This window comes from Methylotenera mobilis 13, assembly GCF_000384255.1.
GTDB classification, from domain to species: Bacteria; Pseudomonadota; Gammaproteobacteria; order Burkholderiales; family Methylophilaceae; genus Methylotenera; species Methylotenera mobilis_B.
Window position 1 is genome coordinate 2,487,195 of record NZ_KB913035.1, and the last position, 22,330, is coordinate 2,509,524.

Consider the following 22,330-nt stretch of genomic DNA (forward strand, 5'->3'; position numbering starts at 1 on the left):
CAACAAAGTATTGACTCATGAATCAAAGCAAACGTCTTGTCGCATGCCCTACATGCAAAAAACTAGTGGAATTTTCACCACTCAACGCTTTTAGACCTTTCTGCAGTAAACGCTGTGAAATGATTGACTTGGGCGCATGGGCAAATGAAGACTATGCGATACCATCCGTTGTAAAAGACGATGACTTACCTGATGAATTAACACAGTAACCCCTTAATGACTCAATTAACTGCTATTGGGACCAATTATGATAGAACGACATAGACTTCATCTTTTACCTTTTAGTCTTGCGCTCTTACTGATGATAGTGAGCAGCATTACTCAGGCCCAAGATATTGTGTCGATCCAAAACCCTTGGGTTCGCGCCACAAATCCTGGGCAAAATATTAGTGCTGGATATATGACCATGACAAGCACTCAGGATGTCACACTAATAAGAGTCAAAAGCGATGTCACTGAAAGTGTAGAGATGCACAGCATGAAAATGGAAAACAATGTCATGAAGATGCGTATGTTAGATTCTCTTGCATTAAGCTTAGGGAAGCCATATAAGCTAGAGCCCGGCGGCTACCACCTCATGCTGTTTGATCTGAAAAAATCTCTTTCAGATTCACAAACAGTAGATTTTGAAATGACATTTAAAAATAACAAAGGTGCCGAATTTACGCAAAAAGTAAAAGCGATTGTTAAAGGTTCAGAAAACAATCATCAGCAATTGCAACAGAGTGATCATGAGCATCATCATAACCATTAGTCAACTTTATAGCGCACCCCATACATCACGTTGCATAGCGATTCCGTGAGCGCCGTATGACTTGGCCGTACCTAAATCCTCTCGCAGCATTCCACCAAGTGCGAAAACAGGTAACGAGAACCCATAAATTAGTTGATTAAATGCATCCCAGCCGATTGGTCTTGCATCTGGATGGCTCAAAGTAGATTTGACTGGTGACAACATTACGTAATCCAAGGCTAGCATTTCAGCATGCGCTAACTCTGCCGCATTATGACAAGAGGCACCCACCAGTAAACCTTCAGGCTTTACCTGAAGCTGCATTAATCGTTCCGACGACAAATGCACACCTGATGCATTGAGTTGCTGCGCCATTGGAACATCAGCATTGATGAACACTTTAGCCTCGAAAGGCTTGGCAAGGGCAATCACATGCTCAGCAAACAACATTAAATCTCGCTTAGAAAGATGGGGCTCGCGCACTTGTATCATCATCAATCCATTTTCCAACGCTGCTCTTAAGCGTTCAAGAAACGGTGATTCACCCATCTCTTTTAAATTGGTAATCGCGCAAGTGGTCGACAAACTAAGCGCTGTAAGAATTGGCGCATTGGCTGGTAGCATTGGTCCAACCGTTAGCTTTTCTGGATTTTGCCAACTCAGCAATTGGTCCTCCAATCCAACGGGAGCACCTTGCCACTCAACCACGATAAAAAAATGTAACTTTACCGTTTTAGCCGGTGTAACGATTTTGCCAGAAGAATCACACTTAGCTTCATAATCGTAAGTGCGTGTGATCCAAGGATAAAAGCGGGTAATCGTAATGCCGAGCTCTTCCTGCAACTCTCTTTTCAATGCCTGTGCTGGCGTCTCACTTGACTCAACTTTACCCCCCGGAAACTCCCAGTAGCCCTCCCAGGGTTTACCTGCAGGACGCTCACCTAACAACACCATACCATTATCCAATTGCATAATACCAACAGCAGCCTCCGTCACCTTCAAATCAGACTCGCTGGCCGTTGCATTAATGTTGGATAAGTTAAGTTTACTCATTAATATGGTTTCTTTTCAGCACTTGCTTTATTTGGATTCATCCGTATCAAGAGCGGTAATCTGCGTTAATTTTCACGTAATCATAAGAGAAGTCACACGTCCAGATTGTCGCTGACGCATCACCTCGATTAAGTACTACACGCACTAGAATATCAGATTCACTCATGACAGCAGAGCCTTGCTCCTCAACATAAGAGGCAGCTCTTCCGCCTTTTTCCGCTACAAGCACATCACCTAGATACAAATCTAAAGTATTCACATCTAAATCATCAACCCCCGCATAGCCAATTGCCGCTAATATGCGCCCCAAATTAGGGTCGGACGCAAAAAATGCAGTCTTCACTAGTGGTGAGTGTGCGATGGCATAGGCAACTTTACGGCACTCTTCTTCGCTTTGGCCTCGCTCTACAACGATAGACATAAACTTGGTTGCACCCTCACCATCTCGAACAATGGCTTGGGCAAGCTCAATCGCCACCTCAGTGAACGCATCTCGTAGCGCGATGTAGTCTGCGCTATTTTCTTTAACTTCAGCATTGCCAGCTTGATTTGTCGCCATCAAAATCAAGCTATCATTGGTTGAAGTATCGCCATCCACCGTAATACAGTTAAATGATTTATTGACTGCATATTGAATCATGCTTTCCAGAGCAACTTGACTAACGGCTGCATCCGTTGCGATGTACCCCAGCATCGTGGCCATGTTAGGGTGAATCATGCCGGAGCCTTTGCTCATTCCTGTAATCGTGACTTGCTTACCATTGATATCCAAACGACGAGAAGTCCCTTTAGCCACAATATCTGTGGTCATGATAGACTCGGCTGCATTCAACCAATTATCTTCTTTTAAATTTGCAATGGCGGCAGGCAGGCCTGCTACGACCTTATCAACAGGCAACGGCTCCAGAATAACACCAGTAGAAAATGGCAGTACTTGGTTTGCATTAATATTGAGTAAATTAGCTAATGCATCACAACTCTGTTGTGCACGTTTTAAACCATCTTCCCCTGTGCCAGCATTCGCACAGCCAGTATTGACAAGCAGAGCACGAATGCCAGCTTCTTGCGCTAAAAAGTCCTTACACAGCACAACAGGGGCTGCACAGAAGCGGTTTTTAGTAAAAACACCGGTCACACGTGAGCCCTCAACGAGTTTAATCACCAATACGTCTTTACGGTTAGGCTTCCTTACGTGCGCCTCAGCATATCCTAATTCAACCCCTTTGACTGGCAATAAAGATGAAGCCAAGGGTGCAGCTAATTTAACTGGCATAAAATTTCCTTACTCTATTTCAAATAATGTTTGATGCAGCAAGCTGACTAAGCGCTGCGCCAAGTTGTACCTTGTGGTGTATCTTCTAAAATGATGCCAGCTTCTGCCAACTCTTTACGAATGCGGTCTGCCTCAGCAAAGTTTTTAGCTTTTTTTGCTTCAAGTCGCTTTGTAATTAAATCATCAACGTTCAACGTTGTAGCATTATCGGTTAATTTAGCACCATCAGCGTTCGCATTGATTGCGTTTGATTTACCTTGCAAAAAATCGTCTGAATCGCGAGATAACAACCCAAGTACACCAGCCAAGTTCTTAAGCAAACTCACAACATCAGCTGACTTAGTTTTATTGACCTCATTTGCCAAATCAAACAATACTGCCATCGCCTCTGGTGTATTGAAGTCATCATCCATCGCTTGCTTAAAACGCACGGCATAAGGATGCTGCCAATCAACTTTGGCATCAATGACATCGAGACCACGTAAAGCAGTGTAAAGACGGGTGAGCGCTATTTTTGCATCATCTAAATGCTGATCACTATAATTGAGCGGGCTACGATAATGCGCGCGCAAGATAAAAAAGCGAACAACTTCAGCGTCATATTTCTCAAGCACAGTGCGTATAGTGAAAAAATTGCCTAAAGACTTAGACATTTTCTCGTCATCAACACGGACAAAGCCGTTATGCATCCAGTAGTTCACCATCTGGCATGGTTTACCATCGTGACTATGCGCAGCCTCTGACTGTGCTATTTCATTTTCATGGTGAGGAAATTGCAAATCTTGCCCACCACCGTGAATATCAAATTGCTGCCCCAAATGGTGTGCGCTCATCGCCGAGCATTCAATATGCCACCCTGGACGCCCTTTGCCCCATGGAGAATCCCAGCTTGGCTCACCTGGTTTGGCTGCTTTCCACAACACAAAATCCATGGGATCCCTTTTAAAGCTATCCACCTCAACACGCTCACCTGCACGCAAGTCTTCTAATGACTTACCTGAGAGCTTGCCGTAGCCCTGAAAGCTACTAACAGAGTAAAACACATCACCATTCGCTGCGGGGTAAGCAAATCCTTTTTCAATCAGTGCGGCAATCATCGTTAACATGCCACCGACAAACTCTGTTGCTTTAGGCTCTATATCTGGGCGTAACACACCTAACTTGGCGGAGTCTTCATCCATCGCGTCAATAAAACGCTGGGTAAGCTGCGCGATTGTTTCATTATTTTCATTGGCGCGCTTAATAATTTTGTCGTCAATATCCGTCACATTGCGCACATAAGTCACGTCATAGCCAGAAGCCCTTAACCAGCGACTCACCATATCAAAAACCACCATCACGCGTGCATGCCCCAAATGACAATAATCATAAACGGTCATACCACATACATACATACTGACCTTACCTGCAACAATTGGTGTGAATTTTTGCTTTTCGCGGACTAATGTATTGTAAATTTTTAACATATTTTCAAGAGCTAGAGGATTGGTTATTTGTTTTTATCTCAAACTAAGGCCAGTTAGGCTGATTAATGAGAGGAATGAAGAAATATATTGGCTTAAATCAAAATGAGCTATTGGAGGTTGCTTAGGCTATTGATAGAATTACACTTTATTTATTCACACAAAAAGTATATCACAATGAATAATTTTATTGCGTCACTGACTCCTTCAATCGCTCGGTTTGTTCTAGTAGCCTCTGCAAGTTTTGCATTTAACGTTGCCTCTGCAGATGAGCTCAAAGATATTTCAAAACTAGCGGATCAAGGCCAAACGGCTGTTGCACTTGACCGCATTAACACCTTTATTGCAGCAAACCCAAAGAATGCACAAGCATTATTCATGAAAGGCGTTTTGCTCGCTGAGCAAGGTCGCAGAGACGAGGCAATCAAATCATTTACAGAAGTCACTGAAAGATTTCCAAATTTGCCAGAGCCTTATAATAACCTAGCAGTGCTATATGCAGACCAAGGCCAGTTTGATAAAGCACGCAAAGCACTTGAAACCGCGATCAAAACACACCCTAGCTATGCAACGGCTCACGAAAACTTAGGCGACATTTATGCTCGCATGGCAAGTGAGGCTTATGATAAAGCACTGCAACTTGATACTGCTAACACGCGTGCACAAGGTAAGCTATCTTTAATTAAAGATCTGTTCGGTACTGGCAACAAAACAACCATCGCAGCAAGAGAACCAGCAAAGCCAGTCCCTGTAGCCAATGTAGCACCTGCAACTGAAGTTAAAAAGACGCCTAGCACATCAACTAATAATGCAGACAACATTACAGCTGCAGTTAATGATTGGGCAAAAGCTTGGGCTAACAAAGACCTGCCTAAATACTTTGCTAGTTATGCAGATGATTTCAAGCCAGCTAAAGGCCAAAGCTACAAAGCATGGGAAAAACAAAGACGCGAACGTATTAACGCCCCTTCAAATATCAGTGTAGAACTTAACAATGTAGTCGTCACTGCAAATGAAGGCAACTCTGCAAAAGTACAATTTAAACAAAGCTACCGTGCAGACAAACGCTCTCCTATTCGCACTTCAAAAACGCTATTGTTGAAAAAATCTGGTGACAACTGGTTGATCGTAGAAGAAATTGCAAGCAACTAGTAATTAATGGTATTGAAATATAAGGCATGATCATTAATAAAGCACTTACCTACTCGCTATTAGCTGCCATTACTTTGGTGCCATGGAATGCAACTGCCGTCAATCGCTTTAGTTTTGGCAACCTACTACCCAAAACAAGCTTCAGTAGCGCTGCAACTATTGCATCAACCGCGGCAGCTGATCTCGTAGAGGGTTTGTTGGTTAAAAGTTTACTTGAAATATCAGAAGGCAAACACCAACAAGCACTTAATACGATAGATGAACTGATTCAAAGCGTACCTAACTTCAAACTCGCTCATCTTGTACGTGGCGACCTGCTCATGGCACAGGGAAAGTATCTACAAGCTTTTGGCGACCCTGTTAACAACCGCCCAGACGCTGTTCAAGACCTGCAGGAAGAAGCACGCGTACGTATTGAACGTTACTTAGCAAAGCAATCACAAGCTGAAGAAAAACAACCAAATCTGATACTTGCACCGAACGCTCAGCAAAGCCATTTGATGCTAATTGATACAAGTAAATCTAGATTGTATTTGTATCAAAAAAATAATGACCACCTTAAATATGTAGCGGATTATTACATTACGGTCGGTAAAAATGGTGTAGAAAAACAAAGCGAAGGTGACAAACGCACCCCAATTGGCGTTTATTTTGCCAGCACCAAACTGAAGCAGCAATTACCTGACTTTTATGGTGAAGGTGCATACCCACTGAGCTACCCAAATGAATGGGATAAAGCTCATAACAGAAATGGATCCGGCATTTGGCTACACGGCACGCCTAGTAGCACATACAGTCGCCCACCTCGCGCGAGTGATGGTTGTGTAGTTGTTGCAAACCAAGACCTCAAGGCACTAGAACCTGCACTACAGTCAGGAAAAACACCTATTATCATTGCCAATAATTTGGAATGGTTAAATGACTCCAGCACACCTGAGCGAGAGAAAGAAATACTAAACACAGAAATAGACAATTGGCTGAATGATTGGAAGTCACAAGATACGGAAAAATATCTATCGTATTACTCAAAAGACTTCTCTACGAATGGTATTAACTATCAGCAATGGGCTGAACATAAGTATCGGGTACAGGCTAATAAACCTAAGATAGATATTTCTATGTCTAATATCAGTATGTTTAGTTATCCCGATCCACAGAAAAAACTAGTGGTGGTTGACTTCACTCAGAACTTCAGCAGCTCGCATTTAAAAAACAAAATGCAAAAGCGCCAATACTGGATTCAAGAGGGCAACCGTTGGAAAATTATCTATGAAGGCGCAGCTTAGTTTCAGCTAAGTTGCTTTAATCATACTCAAGGAGCTATATGCAAAAATTATATGTTTTTCTTTCCCTGTTATTAATCAGCACCTCTGTCATGGCAGCCAACCCACAAGTCACGGTTGAAACAAATCGCGGCAACTTCGTCATTGAACTTTATCCTGAAAAAGCCCCTAAAACCGTGGCTAACTTTTTAGAGTATGTGAACTCAGGTTTTTATCAAGATACTATTTTCCATCGTGTGATTAATCGGTTTATGGTTCAAGGCGGTGGCTTCGATACTAATATGGTAGAAAAACCAACACGTGCACCAATTATCAATGAGTCGAATAATGGACTTAACAATGATATTGGCACAATTGCTATGGCCAGAACCTCTGACCCGAACTCTGCAACATCCCAGTTTTTTATTAACTTAGAGAATAATCAGTTCCTCAATTACAGAAGCCCAGAACCAGATCTGATTGGTTATTGTGTATTCGGCAGAGTATTAAAAGGGATGGATGTGGTTCGTGATATCGCAGTTACTTCAACCGCTAATATAGGCCCATACGGCGACGTACCTAGATCACCGATCATTGTGCATCAAGTGAGGGTCAACAAAACTGCTTTATAAACCTAAGCCTACTTTTAGTATTCATTTCAACAGCTTTAACAATTATTTTATAAGGACACTCCGTGGTTAAACTACATACAAATTTCGGTGACATTACCATCGAGCTCAATGCTGAAAAAGCACCGATTACCGTCGCTAATTTTTTACAATATGTGGATAGCGGCTTTTATGACAGCACTATTTTTCACCGTGTAATTAACGGCTTCATGATTCAAGGCGGTGGCTTTGACACATCAATGACACAAAAAAGTACAGAAGCTGAAATTAAAAATGAAGCTGACAATGGCTTAGGTAACGAGAAATATACCATTGCAATGGCACGTACTTCAGCGCCTCACTCTGCCAGTAGCCAGTTCTTTATTAACGTTGCTAACAACGAATTTCTAAACCATACAGCACCTAGTGGTAATGGTTGGGGCTACTGTGTTTTTGGTAAAGTGATTGAAGGTATGGATGTTGTTGATAAAATCAAACAAGTTGCAACTACTAGCCTTAAAGGCCATCAAGATGTGCCAGCAAGCAATGTAGTCATTGAGCGTGCAACACGTGCTTAATCATTGCAGCATTGTTACCCATTAGTATTTTTCACAATGCTTGGGTATCAAGAAGACATGCTGAAGTACTTAAGTAAAATAGGGGTTGTTCATTTTGGTTAATCTCGATATCGACAACCCCAATTTGTCAGAAGTGACTATTTTCATTTCTGATCTTCACCTCTGCGCAAGTCGTCCACAAATCACAGAATCATTCTTAGGATTTTTAGAAACCCAGGCAAAGTCTGCACACGCACTTTATATACTAGGTGACTTGTTTGAATACTGGGCTGGTGATGATGACATTGAAGACGCCTTTAACAAACAAATTATTCAAGGGTTTAAATCCTTAGCAGCTTCTGGTGTATTAATTTATCTAATGCACGGCAATCGAGACTTTTTAATCACTGACAAGTTCTGTAAAGCATCAAGTATTCATTTGATTAGCGATCCAACCCTGATTAACCTATATGGAAATACTGCACTGTTAAGCCACGGCGATGAGTTATGTACGGATGATGTAGCATATCAGCAATTTCGCCTGCAAGTGAGAAGTAAGCAGTGGCAATCAGAGTTTTTGAGCCAACCATTACAAGCACGTAAGAATCAGATAGAGACAATTAGGCTACGTAGCGAGCAAGAGAAATCTAGCAAATCAGCTCAGATAATGGATGTTAACCAAGATGCAGTGATTAGCTTGCTGAAAGAGTATCACTATCCTGATCTACTCATCCATGGACACACGCACAGACCTAACCGACACCCAGTGACAGTCGATGGGAAGTTGATGACGAGATGGGTACTAGGTGATTGGTACGAGCAAGGCAGTTACCTTATTTGCGATGCATCCGGCTGTAAAAGCGTTAATCTAAACTCTCATTAGCACGATACATTTTTCTGGTTGCACGGATACAGACACCTTGATTAAGGCTGATATCCGGGTATTTTACTCAAATCTACCAGATCAATTTGCTCAGGCTCTAAAAACTCCTGTGCGTATTTCAAATAGATTTCTTCTCTGATAAAAACATCGAACAAATCTGCATCAATATGCTGATCGACTTTCATCTTACCCAAGATTGCCAATGACTCCGAAAGAGTTTTCGCTTTTTTATACGGCCTATCTTTAGAAGTAAGCGCCTCAAAGATATCAGCGATCCCCATTACGCGCGCTGGAATCGACATTTGTTCTCTTGTGAGACCTTTAGGATATCCACTACCATCCATATGCTCATGATGCCCGCAAGCATACTCAGGAACCCGCGCTAAGCTCTGGGGATAAGGCAACGACTCAAGCATACTAATCGTGACAACGATGTGGTTATTAATCACCTGACGCTCTTCTGCAGTTAGCGTACCTCGCTTGATACTAAGATTGTAGGTTTCATCATCATTCAAAAATGGAACCTTATTCCCGATAGCGTCTAAGATTTGCAAGTTAGCGATATCCTGAATACGCTGCAGATCAGCCGCAGTCATCGACTCACTGCCAATATTGGCGTGTTGCAAAAAAATCCTAGCTTCATCACAGTGGGCATTGAAAGCATCTAATTTAGCCTGCTGATACTTTAATTTCCCCTGCTTTTCTTGATTTAAGCCACCATCTTTTAGCATCTCTACTTGCTCTTTGAGCATAGCAGATTCAGCCTGTTGCTTTAACAGCTCAAATCGTTGATCCACCAACTGAATTCTATCAAAGATTGAAGACAGCTTTGTAGGCTTATCCATAATGGCTTCAGGCGTCGTTACTTTTCCGCAATCATGTAACCAACTTGCCACCTTTAACTCATAAAACTCATTCTCATTTAGGGTAAAGTCTTTAAAAGGCCCAGTTTTAGCGTCAATTAATGCCTGAGTAAGCATCATAGTTAGTTCTGGGACACGTCGGCAATGCCCCCCCGTATAAGGTGATTTTTGGTCAATGGCATCAGCGATTAACTCAATAAAAGCTTCAAATAAACCTTTAAGCCCTTCGATAAGATGATGGTTCGTCATTGCAACTGCTGCCTGCGATGCCAATGACTCGACAAGCGTCTGGTTTGCAATTGAGAATGGAACGATAGCACCAGTATCTGCATCAGTAGCATTAATAAGCTGAAGAACCCCAATTACCTTGGACTCATGATCCTTCATCGGAATCGTTAAAAATGACTGCGAGTGATATCCAGTTTTTTGGTCAAACTTACGCGTACCTGAGAAGTCGAAGTTTTCCACTTCATAAGCATTGGCAATATTGACAGTTTTATTGTTCAGAGTTGCGTAAGCTGCCACTGTCGTTAAGTTCGGACTACCATCTTCCAGGTACAAAGGGAGCGGTAAAAATGGAATTTCCTTACCAGTCGTTCCACCTAAAGACATACTCAGCGTTTTATTACGCATCATCTCAAACTTGAGTTTTTTGTCTTGGGTAATGGTATAAAGTGTACCGCCATCTGCATTCGTGATTTCTTGGGCACCAAGTAAGATCATCTCTAATAAACGCTGATTATCACGCTCTGCTGAGAGCGCAATGCCAATTGCATTAAGGCGCTCAAGTCGCTCTAGCAAGTATGACTGCTGATTATCAAACATTTGATGCTACACCCCGATTAATTAGATAACTGAAGCCTCTAACGCAACTGAGAAATTTGCGCACAAAAGCATGTACGAGTAATACTTAATACACATTAAATCTAACTATTGGATAAATAAAATTCCATTTTCACACCTGCAAGCTCAATCACATCATGGTCTGCTAATGCACGTGCTTGCACTCCAATAGAGTCTCCATTTACGATCGGCAAAACCTTGCCTTCCACATGCGTAATGAAGTAGCCATCTAGGCGCTTTGTAATGACAGCAACCTGTACACCGGTTTTACCTAACGTAGTCAATGCTTTGTTCAAGACAAGCTCTCGTCCACTACTCGAGCCATTGAGCACCTGTATCTTACCAACTAAGGCAGGCTTGGGGTGCTCTTTGCTAGATTGGCCGGTTGAGGAGTGTGATGCTACTGCCGATGCAGGGACTTGCACTTGTTCTGGATGAGAAAAAGCCTGATGTGATTTAGTACTAAATGCCGACGGGTGAACCATCATTGTCTTCTCAAATGCTGAGCTTGCATTAGGTACGCTGTCATCAAGAAACGTTAAATTAAATCGGCCTAACTCAATCACATCTTCATTTTTAAGAAGCTGCTTTTTAACAAGTATATTATTTAGTCGGGTTCCGTTGGTACTATTTGAATCTTCAATATGAAAATCATGACCATCTTGAACTACAACGGCGTGCTCGCCACTAATTGCTAAATTATCTAGGTGAATATGATTAGTGGATTTGCGGCCTATCGTAGTTTTTGAGTGGCTTAAAGTATATTCATTTAAGTATGAGCCGTCTAATGTAAGAATAAGCTTTGCCATCATCGATCCTGTTACTTTAACCAACCAACAAAATTATCATACCAAGTATTCTTATCTTCATACGAATTATTCACTTTGGCTAGTATGACAGAAATATTATCGTTACCACCATGTTCGTTCGCCAATTTCACTAGCGCATCTGCAGCCTTAGTCAAATCTAACAAATGAGAATTAAGCGTTGATTGTATTAATTCATCATCAACTAAATCAGTCAACCCATCAGAGCAAAATAGATAAACATCAGCTATCTCAACATCGAACTCATTAAGCTCCATCTCAACTTTAGGATCTACGCCTAACGCTCGAGTGACTAGGTTTTTATGGGATGAATGTTTGGCTTGCTCTGGGGTAATAATACCAGCTCTAATCTGCTCTTGAAGCAAAGAGTGGTCTTCAGTCATTTGTACTAAGTGCTGGTTTCTTAAGCGATAGATTCGAGAGTCGCCAATATGTCCAGCTAACAATTCATTGTTGATGAACAACCCTAAGACCAAGGTCGTCCCCATGCCCGCGCATTGCGAGTAAGTTTGTGATGCATGATAAATGGACGCATTGGTATATGCAACCGCATCAATCATTAGTTTTTTTAATATCTCTTTATTTAAAACAGGTCGATCAATATCAGGCAAAATATACTGAGATGAGCCGCCGCCTAGCGCCTCTTTTAGTTCCGCGGTAATAGTGAGCACAGCCATCTCACTTGCCACTTCGCCTGCATTGTATCCACCCATGCCATCGGCAAGAATGACAAATCCGATACTAGCATCACTTGCTATTGCGTCCTCATTATGACGGCGCACCAAACCAGTATCGGTTAATCGTACAATATCAAGGACTTCACTCAAATCCATTTAATCCAGCCTTGATTTAGCCATGCAAAAAGCAATTTAGCATGAGCGTTAAAGACTAACTTCTTGCGGCTCTTACCTCAACTTCACGCACATCTGCTGCAAACTTATCTAAAACGCCATTAATATATTTATGGCCGTCTGTACCACCGAATACTTTTGCTAGCTCAACACCCTCATTGATCACTACGCGATAAGGAATACTTAGGTCGAACATTAACTCACAACCCGATATGCGTAAAATGGCATGCTCCACAGGACTTAGCTCATTAATTGAGCGGTCAATAAAGCCAACAATTTTTTCATCAATTGCCACTAAATTTTCAGTGACTGCCTGTAATAAATGCTTAAAATAAGCTTCATCGGCTTTGTTATAGTCTGGGTCATCACGCATGTCACGCAGGATGTGTGATAACTCAGACTCGTTTAGCATGCCGCGGTATACCGCCTTTAATACAAGCTCACGAGATTTTCTACGATTCTGGCTACCACTCTTTTTCGCGCCACTTCTAGTTACTGGCTTTTTATTGGTAGCGTCACTCACACCAGCGTCGTTATCCACTACTAAGCTGGTCACTACTGGTTTATTGTCAGTCATAGCGCTTTAACCAAATTAAACATTTCAACGGCTACCTGTGCAGCTTCTGCACCTTTAATATGCATACGAGCAATTGCCTGATCATCATCTTCTGTGGTCAAAACCGCATTTGCGACAGGTACGCCTGTATTTAATTGCACTTCTGAAATACCACGAGCAGATTCATTTGCAACCACTTCAAAATGATAAGTCTCGCCACGAATAATCGCACCCAGTGCAATCAGCGCATCGTACTTTTCACTTAGTGCCATATGCTGAAGTATTAGCGGGGTTTCCAGTGCACCTGGTACAGTTGCGATTGTAATCGCATCACTAGCAACACCTAATTTTAGCAACTCATTTTTACAAGCCTCAAGCAAGCCATCGCCAATATTGCTGTTGAATCTTGATAAAACAACACCAACCTGCATCCCAGAGCCATCTAGGTTTTTCTTAATTTCTCTCACGTAATACGTCCTTTAACTTGCATAAACTTAATAAAGCGATATTTTAACGCATATCACCAGTTTAATAGGCGATATATTCATGCAAGCTAGGATCTAGAAATTAAGCAACGCTAATTAAACAATATCCAAGCTTTTTGCAAGGTGCTATAAATGCCATATCCTATGGGAATAGCAACCAATGTCCACGCTACAAAAACCAGTAAAGGATGGTTCTCAGACTGCTGGCTTTCCACTTTATCGCCATTTAATTTAATTGATTTTTCATGTGCTAACTTGCGTTCTGCTTCAAGCTCAGCATCCGTCATATAATGTTTTTCAGCTACTGGCTTCACCAGCAAGTTACATACAAACCCCAATAACAAAAGTGCAGCTAACACATACATAATGACATTGTAAGCTTCACTTGCAGGTACTCCATGATCCAATTGATAGTCACGCAGATAATTGACAATCACAGGCCCTAGCACACCAGCTGTAGCCCAAGCCGTCAAAAGTCTCCCATGAATAGCACCGACATGCTGGGTACCAAAAATATCAGCCAAATAAGCTGGTATTGTTGAGAAGCCTCCACCATACATTGTTAATATAATGCAAAATAGCCCAGCAAAGACCGCAACGCTACCTACCGTGCCAGCCCAGGGGGCAGAGACATACAAAAAGAAACCTAAAGCAAAAAAGATAATATACGTGCGCTTGCGCCCTAGCGTGTCAGATAAAGAAGCCCAGCCGATTCGGCCTAAAATATTAAATAAAGAGAGCAACCCAGCAAAACCTGCGCCAATAGCCGTCACTCTTAACAGCTGATCGGATGAAAGCTCAGATAATTTCAACTGCTCTCCTATTAATGCACCACCAAACACCTCTTGTAGCATTGGGGAAGCCATCCCAATCACACCAATGCCTGCACTAACGTTTAGACATAGCACTGCCCAAAGCAACCAAAATTGTGGAGTTTTATGTGCATGATTCACATGGACATGCCGATTAGTAATCATGCTATTGCCATTACTTACCGGTGGCACCCAGCCTTTTGGTACCCAGCCAGTAGGTGGCACGCGATAGCATAATGCGCCTATCATCATGGCAATAAAATAGAATACCCCCATTATTGCAAAGGTCTGCCAGACGCCGACAGAAGTTGGCGTTGAAAAATGAGCCATCAGGGTATTTGCAAGAGGAGCTCCAATCATTGCACCTCCACCAAACCCCATAATCGCCATGCCTGTCGCCATGCCACGTCGATCTGGAAACCATTTAATTAATGTAGATACAGGAGAAATGTAGCCTAAACCAAGACCTATACCGCCAATCACGCCAGAACCCAACCACATCAGCCATAATTGATGTGTATATACGCCATAAGCAGATAAAAGAAGTCCACCACCCCAACATAATGCTGCAACAGCACCTGCTTTACGTGGCCCAGCATGCTCGAGCCAGTGCCCAAACACGGCAGCAGATGTTCCTAAGAATACAAAAAACAATGTGAACATCCACCCCAAGTCGCTGACTTTCCAATCACAATCTGTCGCAAAAGCACGCGCCCAAATACTCATGCTATCTGCACATGCAATCGGATCTTTAATACCAAGCGCTTTAGAAAGAGGTAACCAGAAGACGCTGAAACCATAAGCCATACCTATAGATAGATGGATTGCTAATGCAGCAGGCGGCACTAGCCAACGATTAAAGCTAGGGTTAGCTGTAATTCTTTCTTTTGAAAAAAAATCCGTCATTCCATTATCTCCAAACACATTATTATTTTTCCATCACACTGCTATATTAGACTAAACAGTATATTGTAACAAAATGTAAAAAATGGCAATTTAGTTATCAAATTAACTTGATATTTATATGTTTAAACTTTGTCATGAATATGTCATATTAGCGTCATAAACTGATTAGGCTTAAACATTTCAGGCAAATTAATTAAGGAAATATATATGCCAGCCAATATATTAGTGATTGAAGACGAACCAGCCATCCAAGAATTACTAGCACTGAACATTACACAGGCTGGTCACAATGCCATTCGTGCACTTAGTGGTGAAATTGCGCTAGACCTGATGCGTGAAACAGTACCTGACTTAATCTTACTAGATTGGATGTTACCAGGCATGAATGGGCTTGAGTTAGCACGTAAACTTAAATCAGATACTTACACTAAAAACATTCCTATCATCATGCTGACAGCTCGCGGAGAAGAATATGACAAGGTGAGAGGTCTTGAAGTAGGTGCTGACGATTATGTTACCAAACCATTTAGCCCACGTGAACTTAACGCTCGTATCAAAGCAGTTTTGCGTCGCAGAGCCCCACAAATGACGGATGATCCAATTGAACTTAGTGGCCTGAGATTAGACCCAACCACACACCGAGTCACTGGCAACCAGAAAACAATAGAGTTAGGCCCTACAGAATTTAGACTATTACACTTCTTCATGACCAATGCTGAACGTGTACATACACGTAGCCAGTTACTGGATAAAGTATGGGGTGATCGAGTCTTTGTTGAGGATCGTACTGTCGATGTGCATATTAGACGTTTACGTAATGCCTTATCTATTTCAGGACATGAAGACCTGATACAGACAGTAAGAGGAGCCGGCTATCGATTATCCTCACAACATAATCAGGCAAACTAATACTGAGACATTTAGGTGTTCACAATAAATTAAGCTGGAATGCAGCTCTAAAACTCATGCTAATTGACAAATCCTCGCTATAATCATCCTGATAAAAATAACTGAAAAGTACGCTCCGTGATTGATCTACGTTGGAAATCTGCTTTGTTTATTTGCGCGTTAAGTATAGTGAGCATTTTTTTATGGCTCATTACTAGCTTAACCACAGCATTAATCGTATTTTCTGTTGGCCTTTTGTTTTATGTTGTTAACCATATTTTTTGGATACATCAATTAAACCGCTGGCTAAAATCTCCGGACCTAAGTCAAGTGCCTGAGGGCACTGGGCTATGGGAAGACGTCTACAGTAGTTTATTGAAATATGAGCGTAGCAACACACTCAAGCAGACAGAGCTAAATTCAGCCCTAGAGCGATTCCAAATTGTCGCGAATGCAATTCCTGATGGGCTCGTCATTTTAAGCGCAGCCAATACAATCGAATGGTGCACCTCACATGCTGAGTATCAACTTGGCCTCAGCCTAAAAACCGACATTAATCTACCTATTGTTAATTTACTTAGGAATAGTCACTTTATTGCTTATTTATACAATGAAGTTTATGACGAGCCTTTCAAACTCAAAGATGTTAAAAATGCTGAGTCAACACTTGAGATTTGGTTGATTCCTCTTGCTACCAAACAAAAATTGCTGATTAGCCGCGATGTGACTCAAATCGAAAAAGTCGACGCCATGCGTCGAGATTTTATTGCCAACGTTTCACATGAGTTGCGCACACCACTAACCGTGGTAGGTGGTTTTATTGAAACACTATCAGATATGGAGGGGGCTATACCAGATAGCATACGCAGCTACTTTGGGATGATGCAAGACCAAACTACACGTATGCGACGGCTGATTGAGGACTTACTCACACTTTCACATATTGAAAGCAACACTCAAGCCCCTGATGACAATCCAATCAACATGTCCATGCTAATGAATATGTTGTTGAATGATGCCAACGCACTGAGCCAAGGCAAACATCGCATCAGCGTTCAAACCAATCCACATTTTGATCTATCAGGTGCAGTAGACGAGTTACAAAGTGCGCTTGGCAACTTAGTAAGCAATGCAATTAGATACACGCCTGAGGGTGGTGAAATTAAGATAAATTGGCAATTACGTGATGACCAAGGTATCTTTAGCGTGACTGACAATGGGATTGGCATAGATCAGCAACACATCCATCGCCTAACTGAGCGTTTTTATCGTGTAGACAGAAGTAGGAGCAGAGAAACTGGTGGTACAGGACTCGGCCTCTCTATTGTCAAACATATTTTAACCAGACATCAGGCAAGGCTTGAAATTACTAGTGAACTTGGTACTGGTAGTACATTTAGCGCTGTTTTCCCAAAAGCACGGATCATACAAAAATGAACGCATTCAGCTCAAAGTTTAAAAGAGGCAAACCATATTTATTATGTACACTTTTACTCACCGCATGCGCTACGAATACACAATTAAACACCAACAACAAGAAAAACGTACCTGAGCAAAAAGACAAAAGCACCATCAATCAAATCGTCAAAGCAGATATAGACCGCATGGCGGATGTTGAAATGCGAGAAAATACACAAAGCCTGCGCTTGTTAATGCTCAAGCTATACAAACGAAATCCGCAAGAATTAAAGAAAAGCACCTCAGATCCTGCTGAAAAAATGATTAACTGGGTTTTTGAGGGTGGTGCACAGCATCACTATCAATTTGCAGAGTTGAATAATCTGGTGATGACAGAGGCAATTTTTCTAACATTCAACCCAGACTATAAGGGTGACCGTGTACTTGCTTTCATCGTGGGACTACATACGATGTTATTAAAAGCACATAATGATAAGACAGATTTTTACTTCACCGACAGCATTGATCCACAAAAAGTTTATAACGTTGCACGCAATATAGAAATTGCAGTTTGGAAACTCTCAAATGCAAGAGATGAAAATGGTGCGCTTTATTTACTTAGCAATGAAATCAACGATCATGAAAAGAACTTATCGTTCGAGCGTGAATTTGGGAAAATGATTGGTCGAACTGAGTTATATGCGATTGCACTTGCTGAAAAATCTCAACGTTTAATTTCACGCGTTGTTCAAAACCTTGCAACAGCACTATTTCTACCGTTTTAATTGATTTTCTAGTGCCCATGTATCATGAGCATCATGAACAATCCTCGCTAACACAATACATCTAGATTAAACAACAACTGCAATGCTGAACGATCTCACTCAAATTGTGGTGTGCAATTAAAATGAGATCGTTAAGTAACTATTACAACAATACTTTCTCAATACCGCCATTATTGGCTTTATGCACATATTCTTGCATCCAGTTTTCACCAAGGATATGTTTAGCCATTTCAACCACAATGTAGTCTGCTTCAATGCCAGTATCTTCACCGTAACGTGACAAACCTTGTAGACAGCTTGGACAAGAAGTTAATATTTTAACTTCCATTTCAGGCGCACCTACTGTCAAGCCCATTTGCTGCAGCCCTTTTTCAAGCTCTTCCTGCTTACGCATTTTCACTTGAGTTGAAATATCTGGGCGCGCTACTGCAAAGGTACCGCTCTCACCGCAGCATCGGTCATTCAATGCAACATCCTGCCCCATCAGTGCACTTGTCACTTCTAGCGGTTTGTAGGTTTTCATTGGTGTATGGCAAGGGTCGTGATACATATAGCGTGTACCAGTGACAGCCTGCAAGCGCATATCTTTTTCCATCAAATACTCATGAATATCCAGTAAGCGGCAGCCAGGGAAAATCTTCTCAAACTCGTATTTTTGCAACTGATCCATACAAGTACCGCAAGAGACAATCACTGTTTTAATATCAAGATAATTCAATGTGTTAGCAACTCGATGGAACAGCACACGATTATCTGCCGTGATTTCCTGACCTTTATCATGATTACCCGCAGAAGTTTGCGGATATCCGCAACATAAGTACCCTGGTGGCAACACGGTAATCGCCCCCACTTCATACAGCATTGCTTGCGTTGCCAGCCCTACGTTTGAGAACAAACGCTCAGATCCACAACCTGGGAAGTAAAACACTGCTTCAGAGTCATCTGTTACCTTTTGCGGATTACGAATCACAGGAATCATGTGATCATCTTCTAAACCAAGCATCGCGCGTGAGGTTTTAGATTGCATTTTCTTCGGCATTGGGCGATTAATAAAATGAATCACCTGTGTTTTGATATCAGCTTTACCGACTGTCGCTGGTGGGTGCTTTTTATCACGCAACAATCCAAAACGCTTAGCCAGAGTATGCGCAAGGTTTTGCGCTTTATAACCCCAATTAATCATCACTGTACGCAATAATTTAATGGTTGCAGGGTCTTTAGCATTTAAAAATGCCATGCCCAACGCAGTGCCTGGATTAAATTGCTTTTTACCCTGCTCACGTAAGAAATTACGCATCTTGATTGAAACATCACCAAAATCAATATCGACAGGGCATGGTTTCTCGCAACGATGACAGACCGTACAATGATCCGCCACATCATTAAACTCATCAAAATGCTTAATTGAAATACCACGACGTGTTTGCTCTTCATACAAGAAGGCCTCGATGAGCAACGAAGTACCTAAAATCTTATTACGTGGGCTATACAATAAGTTTGCACGAGGCACATGGGTAGAACAAACCGGCTTACATTTCCCGCAACGCAAACAGTCACTGATGTCATCTGCAATTTCTCCAATTGCAGATTGCTCCATGATGATAGATTCTTGCTCAAGCAAACCAAAACTAGGCGTATAGGCATTTTCTAGACCAGAACCAGCCAGCAACTTACCTTTATTAAAGTGCCCGTTTGGGTCTACTTTATTTTTATAGGTAGTAAAAGTATCAATCGTAGATTGATCCAAGAACTCCATTTTAGTAATCCCGATGCCATGCTCACCAGAAATAACACCATCTAAATTACGTGCAAGCGCCATCACTTTTGCGACAGCAGCATGTGCATCTTGCATCATTCCATAGTCATCAGAGTTTACTGGGATGTTGGTATGTACGTTCCCGTCACCAGCATGCATATGCAATGCAATAAAGACACGGCTTTTGAGTACTTGCTTATGAATTTCATCGCAGCGCTCAAGAATTTTCTGATACTCGCGTCCAGCAAAAATATCTGCCATTGGTCGTTTGAGTTCGCGCTTCCATGAAATTCGCAAATCATAAGACTGTACCGCTCTAAACACATTTTCATAATGTGCGTATGCCTTACCCGCTTCACCTAATACAGCAACTGGTGCATCTAAGTTATCTAAGATGAAACTCCAGCGTGTACGTAAATCTTCTAGTAACGCTAATGCCATTGTTTGTTTGGTTTTCACCATATTCAAATCAGCATTGCCCTCTTCATCCGCTTGCAAAGGTAGTTCACCTTGCATAAAGACTTTTAAGGCGTCGATTAGCTTCAGCTTGTTCTTGATCGACAAATCAATATTAATGCGCTCGATACCATCAGAGTAGTCACCCAAGCGTGGCAACGGAATCACCACATCTTCGTTGATTTTGAACGCATTGGTATGCTTAGCAATCGCCGCTGTGCGTGCGCGATCTAGCCAGAACTTTTTACGGGCTTCGCTTGATACCGCAATAAAGCCTTCGCCATTACGTGCGTTACACAAACGCACCATGCTTGAGGCAACTTCACCCACTGCATTTTCATCATCGGATGCGATATCTGCAATCAATACCATTTTAGGACGTTGTTGGCGCGCGGCTTTAGTTGCATAACCAACCGCCTTAATATAGCGCTCATCCATATGCTCAAGCCCAGCCATAATCACGGCTGGTGTTTGTTTGGCAGTTGCATCTAAGTAATCTTTAATTTCAACGATCGCTGGCACAGCATGTGATACGTTACCAAAGAACTCCAATGCGATGGTGCGCACGTACTTAGGCATACGATGCAAAATGAAAGTGGCACTAGTAATTAAACCATCGCACCCCTCTTTTTGAATGCCTGGCAAACCTGACAAAAACTTATCCGTCACATCTTTACCCAAGCCAACTTTTCGGAAACTTGGCCCAGGTATTTCTAATATCTCAGGCTCAGACAACAGCGTTTTCATATCTTCGCTGTAGCGACTGATTTTAAATCGAGCCATCTCAATGTCATGAATTTTGCCTAGATTGTGGTCTAGACGTTCAACTTCCATCCACTCACCATCCGGTGTCACCATACGCCATGAGGCTAGGTTATCTAAAGCAGTACCCCATAGTACAGCTTTTTTGCCACCCGCATTCATGGCTACGTTACCGCCGATACAAGAAGCATCAGCACTGGTTGGGTCGCAAGCAAATTCTAAACCTGCATCAGAGGCAGCCTCCATCGCGCGCCTGGTCACGACACCAGCACCACACTCTATCGTTGCCACTTGGCGCGCAACGCCAGGCAAGGTGCGCATTTGCACGCCAGTGTGCTGATCCAGTTTTTCTGTATTAATCACTGCAGACAAAGGTGTGAGTGGAATAGCGCCACCCGTATAACCAGTGCCGCCACCACGAGGAATGATAGTAAGGCCCAACTCAATACATGCGCGTACTAACGCAGCAATTTCATTTTCCGTATCTGGCGTTAATACCAAGAAAGGATATTCAACACGCCAATCGGTAGCATCGGTCACATGAGACACGCGTGACAGACCATCAAACTTCACGTTATCTTTACGCGTTATTTTTGAAAGTTTAGCCAATGCTTTCTTACGAAGATTTGCTGTGTGCTTGAACTCATTCTCAAATTTAGTCACAGCCTGACGTGCCGCTACGACTAGCTTAACGACCTTAGCGTTACCAGCACTGCGCTCATCAATCGCGGCAATACGATGATGTAAAGCATCCACCAACGCCTTGCAGCGCTTCGGGTTCTCTAGCAGATCATCTTGCAGATACGGGTTACGGGACACAACCCACAAATCTCCCAACACTTCAAACAACATACGAGCAGAACGCCCGGTTTTACGCTCCCCGCGCAATTCGTTTAAAATGCTCCAAATCTCTTCGCCAAGAAACCGAATGACAATTTCACGGTCAGAGAATGAAGTATAGTTGTAGGGAATCTCGCGCAAGCGCGTGGGAGCTTTAGGCTCTGCGTTTAATATAGTGCTTAATAGAGGTGCGTTCATTGTAGTTTTTGACAAATAGCTTTGCTATTAAAGGTTCATTATAACATGGTGTATGCTAGCAAATAAGCGCGACTTCGATATGGTTATTAGTTATACACACAGGACATAAGATAGCGGCAG

The 22,330-nt window shown here is 42.2% G+C and carries 20 protein-coding genes; 10 read left to right on the top strand and 10 right to left on the bottom strand.

Annotated elements, in window-relative coordinates:
- Nucleotides 1-17: 17 nt before the first annotated feature.
- Together A391_RS0111815 and A391_RS14000 are read left to right on the top strand one after the other, a co-directional pair.
- Complete coding sequence (locus A391_RS0111815; protein ID WP_019899552.1) at nucleotides 18-209, top strand: DNA gyrase inhibitor YacG; 192 nt, start codon at nucleotides 18-20, stop codon at nucleotides 207-209.
- A gap of 38 nt (nucleotides 210-247) precedes the next feature.
- The gene (locus A391_RS14000) at nucleotides 248-754 is read left to right on the top strand and encodes a copper chaperone PCu(A)C (RefSeq protein ID WP_019899553.1); all 507 of its coding nucleotides are present in this window, start codon (nucleotides 248-250) and stop codon (nucleotides 752-754) included.
- Between the two features lie 6 nt (nucleotides 755-760).
- On the opposite strand, the gene A391_RS0111825 is transcribed toward A391_RS14000, so the two are convergent.
- Genes A391_RS0111825 through cysS form a run of 3 tightly spaced genes read right to left on the bottom strand, consistent with a single transcriptional unit; the run spans nucleotide 761 to nucleotide 4,525 of the window.
- A complete protein-coding gene (locus A391_RS0111825; RefSeq protein WP_019899554.1) occupies nucleotides 761-1,786 on the bottom strand; it encodes a Nudix family hydrolase in 1,026 nt (341 codons plus the stop codon).
- Between the two features lie 46 nt (nucleotides 1,787-1,832).
- Entirely contained in the window at nucleotides 1,833-3,059 is a 1,227-nt protein-coding gene (argJ, locus tag A391_RS0111830; RefSeq protein WP_019899556.1) for a bifunctional glutamate N-acetyltransferase/amino-acid acetyltransferase ArgJ, read from the bottom strand.
- Between the two features lie 47 nt (nucleotides 3,060-3,106).
- Nucleotides 3,107-4,525, bottom strand: coding sequence for a cysteine--tRNA ligase (cysS, locus tag A391_RS0111835; RefSeq protein ID WP_019899558.1), 1,419 nt, complete (start codon nucleotides 4,523-4,525; stop codon nucleotides 3,107-3,109).
- A 174-nt stretch (nucleotides 4,526-4,699) separates the two neighbouring features.
- On the opposite strand from cysS, the gene A391_RS0111840 reads away from it, so the two are divergent.
- The 5 genes from A391_RS0111840 (at nucleotide 4,700) to A391_RS0111860 (ending at nucleotide 8,984) form a co-directional block, all read left to right on the top strand.
- Nucleotides 4,700-5,674, top strand: coding sequence for a tetratricopeptide repeat protein (locus A391_RS0111840; protein WP_019899559.1), 975 nt, complete (start codon nucleotides 4,700-4,702; stop codon nucleotides 5,672-5,674).
- Nucleotides 5,675-5,700: 26 nt separating this feature from the next.
- A complete protein-coding gene (locus A391_RS0111845) occupies nucleotides 5,701-6,960 on the top strand; it encodes a L,D-transpeptidase family protein (protein ID WP_019899560.1) in 1,260 nt (419 codons plus the stop codon).
- A 38-nt stretch (nucleotides 6,961-6,998) separates the two neighbouring features.
- Entirely contained in the window at nucleotides 6,999-7,568 is a 570-nt protein-coding gene (locus A391_RS0111850; protein ID WP_019899561.1) for a peptidylprolyl isomerase, read from the top strand.
- A gap of 62 nt (nucleotides 7,569-7,630) precedes the next feature.
- Nucleotides 7,631-8,122: a peptidylprolyl isomerase gene (locus tag A391_RS0111855; protein WP_019899562.1), complete on the top strand. Its 492-nt coding sequence runs from the start codon at nucleotides 7,631-7,633 to the stop codon at nucleotides 8,120-8,122.
- Between the two features lie 94 nt (nucleotides 8,123-8,216).
- On the top strand, nucleotides 8,217-8,984 hold the full coding sequence (locus A391_RS0111860) for a UDP-2,3-diacylglucosamine diphosphatase (protein WP_019899563.1): 768 nt from the start codon (nucleotides 8,217-8,219) through the stop codon (nucleotides 8,982-8,984).
- A gap of 41 nt (nucleotides 8,985-9,025) precedes the next feature.
- Here the strand turns inward: A391_RS0111860 and A391_RS0111865 are convergent, their stop codons facing one another.
- The 6 genes from A391_RS0111865 to A391_RS0111890 form a co-directional block, all read right to left on the bottom strand.
- A complete protein-coding gene (locus A391_RS0111865; protein WP_019899564.1) occupies nucleotides 9,026-10,672 on the bottom strand; it encodes an HD family phosphohydrolase in 1,647 nt (548 codons plus the stop codon).
- 101 nt (nucleotides 10,673-10,773) lie between these two features.
- Nucleotides 10,774-11,499, bottom strand: coding sequence for an FHA domain-containing protein (locus A391_RS0111870; RefSeq protein ID WP_019899565.1), 726 nt, complete (start codon nucleotides 11,497-11,499; stop codon nucleotides 10,774-10,776).
- Nucleotides 11,500-11,510: 11 nt separating this feature from the next.
- Nucleotides 11,511-12,350, bottom strand: coding sequence for a Stp1/IreP family PP2C-type Ser/Thr phosphatase (locus A391_RS0111875; RefSeq protein ID WP_019899566.1), 840 nt, complete (start codon nucleotides 12,348-12,350; stop codon nucleotides 11,511-11,513).
- A 55-nt stretch (nucleotides 12,351-12,405) separates the two neighbouring features.
- Entirely contained in the window at nucleotides 12,406-12,945 is a 540-nt protein-coding gene (nusB, locus tag A391_RS0111880; RefSeq protein ID WP_019899567.1) for a transcription antitermination factor NusB, read from the bottom strand.
- Complete coding sequence (ribH, locus tag A391_RS0111885; protein ID WP_019899568.1) at nucleotides 12,942-13,391, bottom strand: 6,7-dimethyl-8-ribityllumazine synthase; 450 nt, start codon at nucleotides 13,389-13,391, stop codon at nucleotides 12,942-12,944. Before ribH ends, nusB begins: the two co-directional genes overlap by 4 nt.
- A gap of 110 nt (nucleotides 13,392-13,501) precedes the next feature.
- A complete protein-coding gene (locus A391_RS0111890) occupies nucleotides 13,502-15,127 on the bottom strand; it encodes an OFA family MFS transporter (protein WP_019899569.1) in 1,626 nt (541 codons plus the stop codon).
- Between the two features lie 207 nt (nucleotides 15,128-15,334).
- Between A391_RS0111890 and phoB the strand changes: the two genes are divergently transcribed.
- The 3 genes from phoB (at nucleotide 15,335) to A391_RS0111905 (ending at nucleotide 18,198) form a co-directional block, all read left to right on the top strand.
- Nucleotides 15,335-16,036, top strand: coding sequence for a phosphate regulon transcriptional regulator PhoB (gene phoB / locus A391_RS0111895; RefSeq protein ID WP_019899570.1), 702 nt, complete (start codon nucleotides 15,335-15,337; stop codon nucleotides 16,034-16,036).
- Between the two features lie 117 nt (nucleotides 16,037-16,153).
- Nucleotides 16,154-17,452: a phosphate regulon sensor histidine kinase PhoR gene (gene phoR, locus A391_RS0111900; RefSeq protein WP_019899571.1), complete on the top strand. Its 1,299-nt coding sequence runs from the start codon at nucleotides 16,154-16,156 to the stop codon at nucleotides 17,450-17,452.
- Nucleotides 17,449-18,198, top strand: coding sequence for a hypothetical protein (locus A391_RS0111905; protein ID WP_019899574.1), 750 nt, complete (start codon nucleotides 17,449-17,451; stop codon nucleotides 18,196-18,198). The genes phoR and A391_RS0111905 overlap by 4 nt, the downstream gene beginning before the upstream one ends.
- A gap of 142 nt (nucleotides 18,199-18,340) precedes the next feature.
- Here the strand turns inward: A391_RS0111905 and A391_RS0111910 are convergent, their stop codons facing one another.
- Nucleotides 18,341-22,210, bottom strand: a complete 3,870-nt coding sequence (locus A391_RS0111910) for a DUF3683 domain-containing protein (RefSeq protein ID WP_019899576.1) — start codon at nucleotides 22,208-22,210, stop codon at nucleotides 18,341-18,343.
- Nucleotides 22,211-22,330 lie beyond the last annotated feature (120 nt).

Excerpts from the sequence above, each read along its gene's own strand:
- A391_RS0111815 (WP_019899552.1), top strand. The coding sequence starts at position 18 with ATGAATCAAAGCAAACGTCTTGTCGCATGCCCTACATGCAAAAAACTA.
- A391_RS14000 (WP_019899553.1), top strand. The coding sequence starts at position 248 with ATGATAGAACGACATAGACTTCATCTTTTACCTTTTAGTCTTGCGCTC.
- A391_RS0111825 (WP_019899554.1), bottom strand. The coding sequence starts at position 1,786 with ATGAGTAAACTTAACTTATCCAACATTAATGCAACGGCCAGCGAGTCT.
- argJ (WP_019899556.1), bottom strand. The coding sequence starts at position 3,059 with ATGCCAGTTAAATTAGCTGCACCCTTGGCTTCATCTTTATTGCCAGTC.
- cysS (WP_019899558.1), bottom strand. The coding sequence starts at position 4,525 with ATGTTAAAAATTTACAATACATTAGTCCGCGAAAAGCAAAAATTCACA.
- A391_RS0111840 (WP_019899559.1), top strand. The coding sequence starts at position 4,700 with ATGAATAATTTTATTGCGTCACTGACTCCTTCAATCGCTCGGTTTGTT.
- A391_RS0111845 (WP_019899560.1), top strand. The coding sequence starts at position 5,701 with ATGATCATTAATAAAGCACTTACCTACTCGCTATTAGCTGCCATTACT.
- A391_RS0111850 (WP_019899561.1), top strand. The coding sequence starts at position 6,999 with ATGCAAAAATTATATGTTTTTCTTTCCCTGTTATTAATCAGCACCTCT.
- A391_RS0111865 (WP_019899564.1), bottom strand. The coding sequence starts at position 10,672 with ATGTTTGATAATCAGCAGTCATACTTGCTAGAGCGACTTGAGCGCCTT.
- A391_RS0111870 (WP_019899565.1), bottom strand. The coding sequence starts at position 11,499 with ATGGCAAAGCTTATTCTTACATTAGACGGCTCATACTTAAATGAATAT.
- A391_RS0111875 (WP_019899566.1), bottom strand. The coding sequence starts at position 12,350 with ATGGATTTGAGTGAAGTCCTTGATATTGTACGATTAACCGATACTGGT.
- nusB (WP_019899567.1), bottom strand. The coding sequence starts at position 12,945 with ATGACTGACAATAAACCAGTAGTGACCAGCTTAGTAGTGGATAACGAC.
- A391_RS0111890 (WP_019899569.1), bottom strand. The coding sequence starts at position 15,127 with ATGACGGATTTTTTTTCAAAAGAAAGAATTACAGCTAACCCTAGCTTT.
- phoB (WP_019899570.1), top strand. The coding sequence starts at position 15,335 with ATGCCAGCCAATATATTAGTGATTGAAGACGAACCAGCCATCCAAGAA.
- A391_RS0111905 (WP_019899574.1), top strand. The coding sequence starts at position 17,449 with ATGAACGCATTCAGCTCAAAGTTTAAAAGAGGCAAACCATATTTATTA.
- A391_RS0111910 (WP_019899576.1), bottom strand. The coding sequence starts at position 22,210 with ATGAACGCACCTCTATTAAGCACTATATTAAACGCAGAGCCTAAAGCT.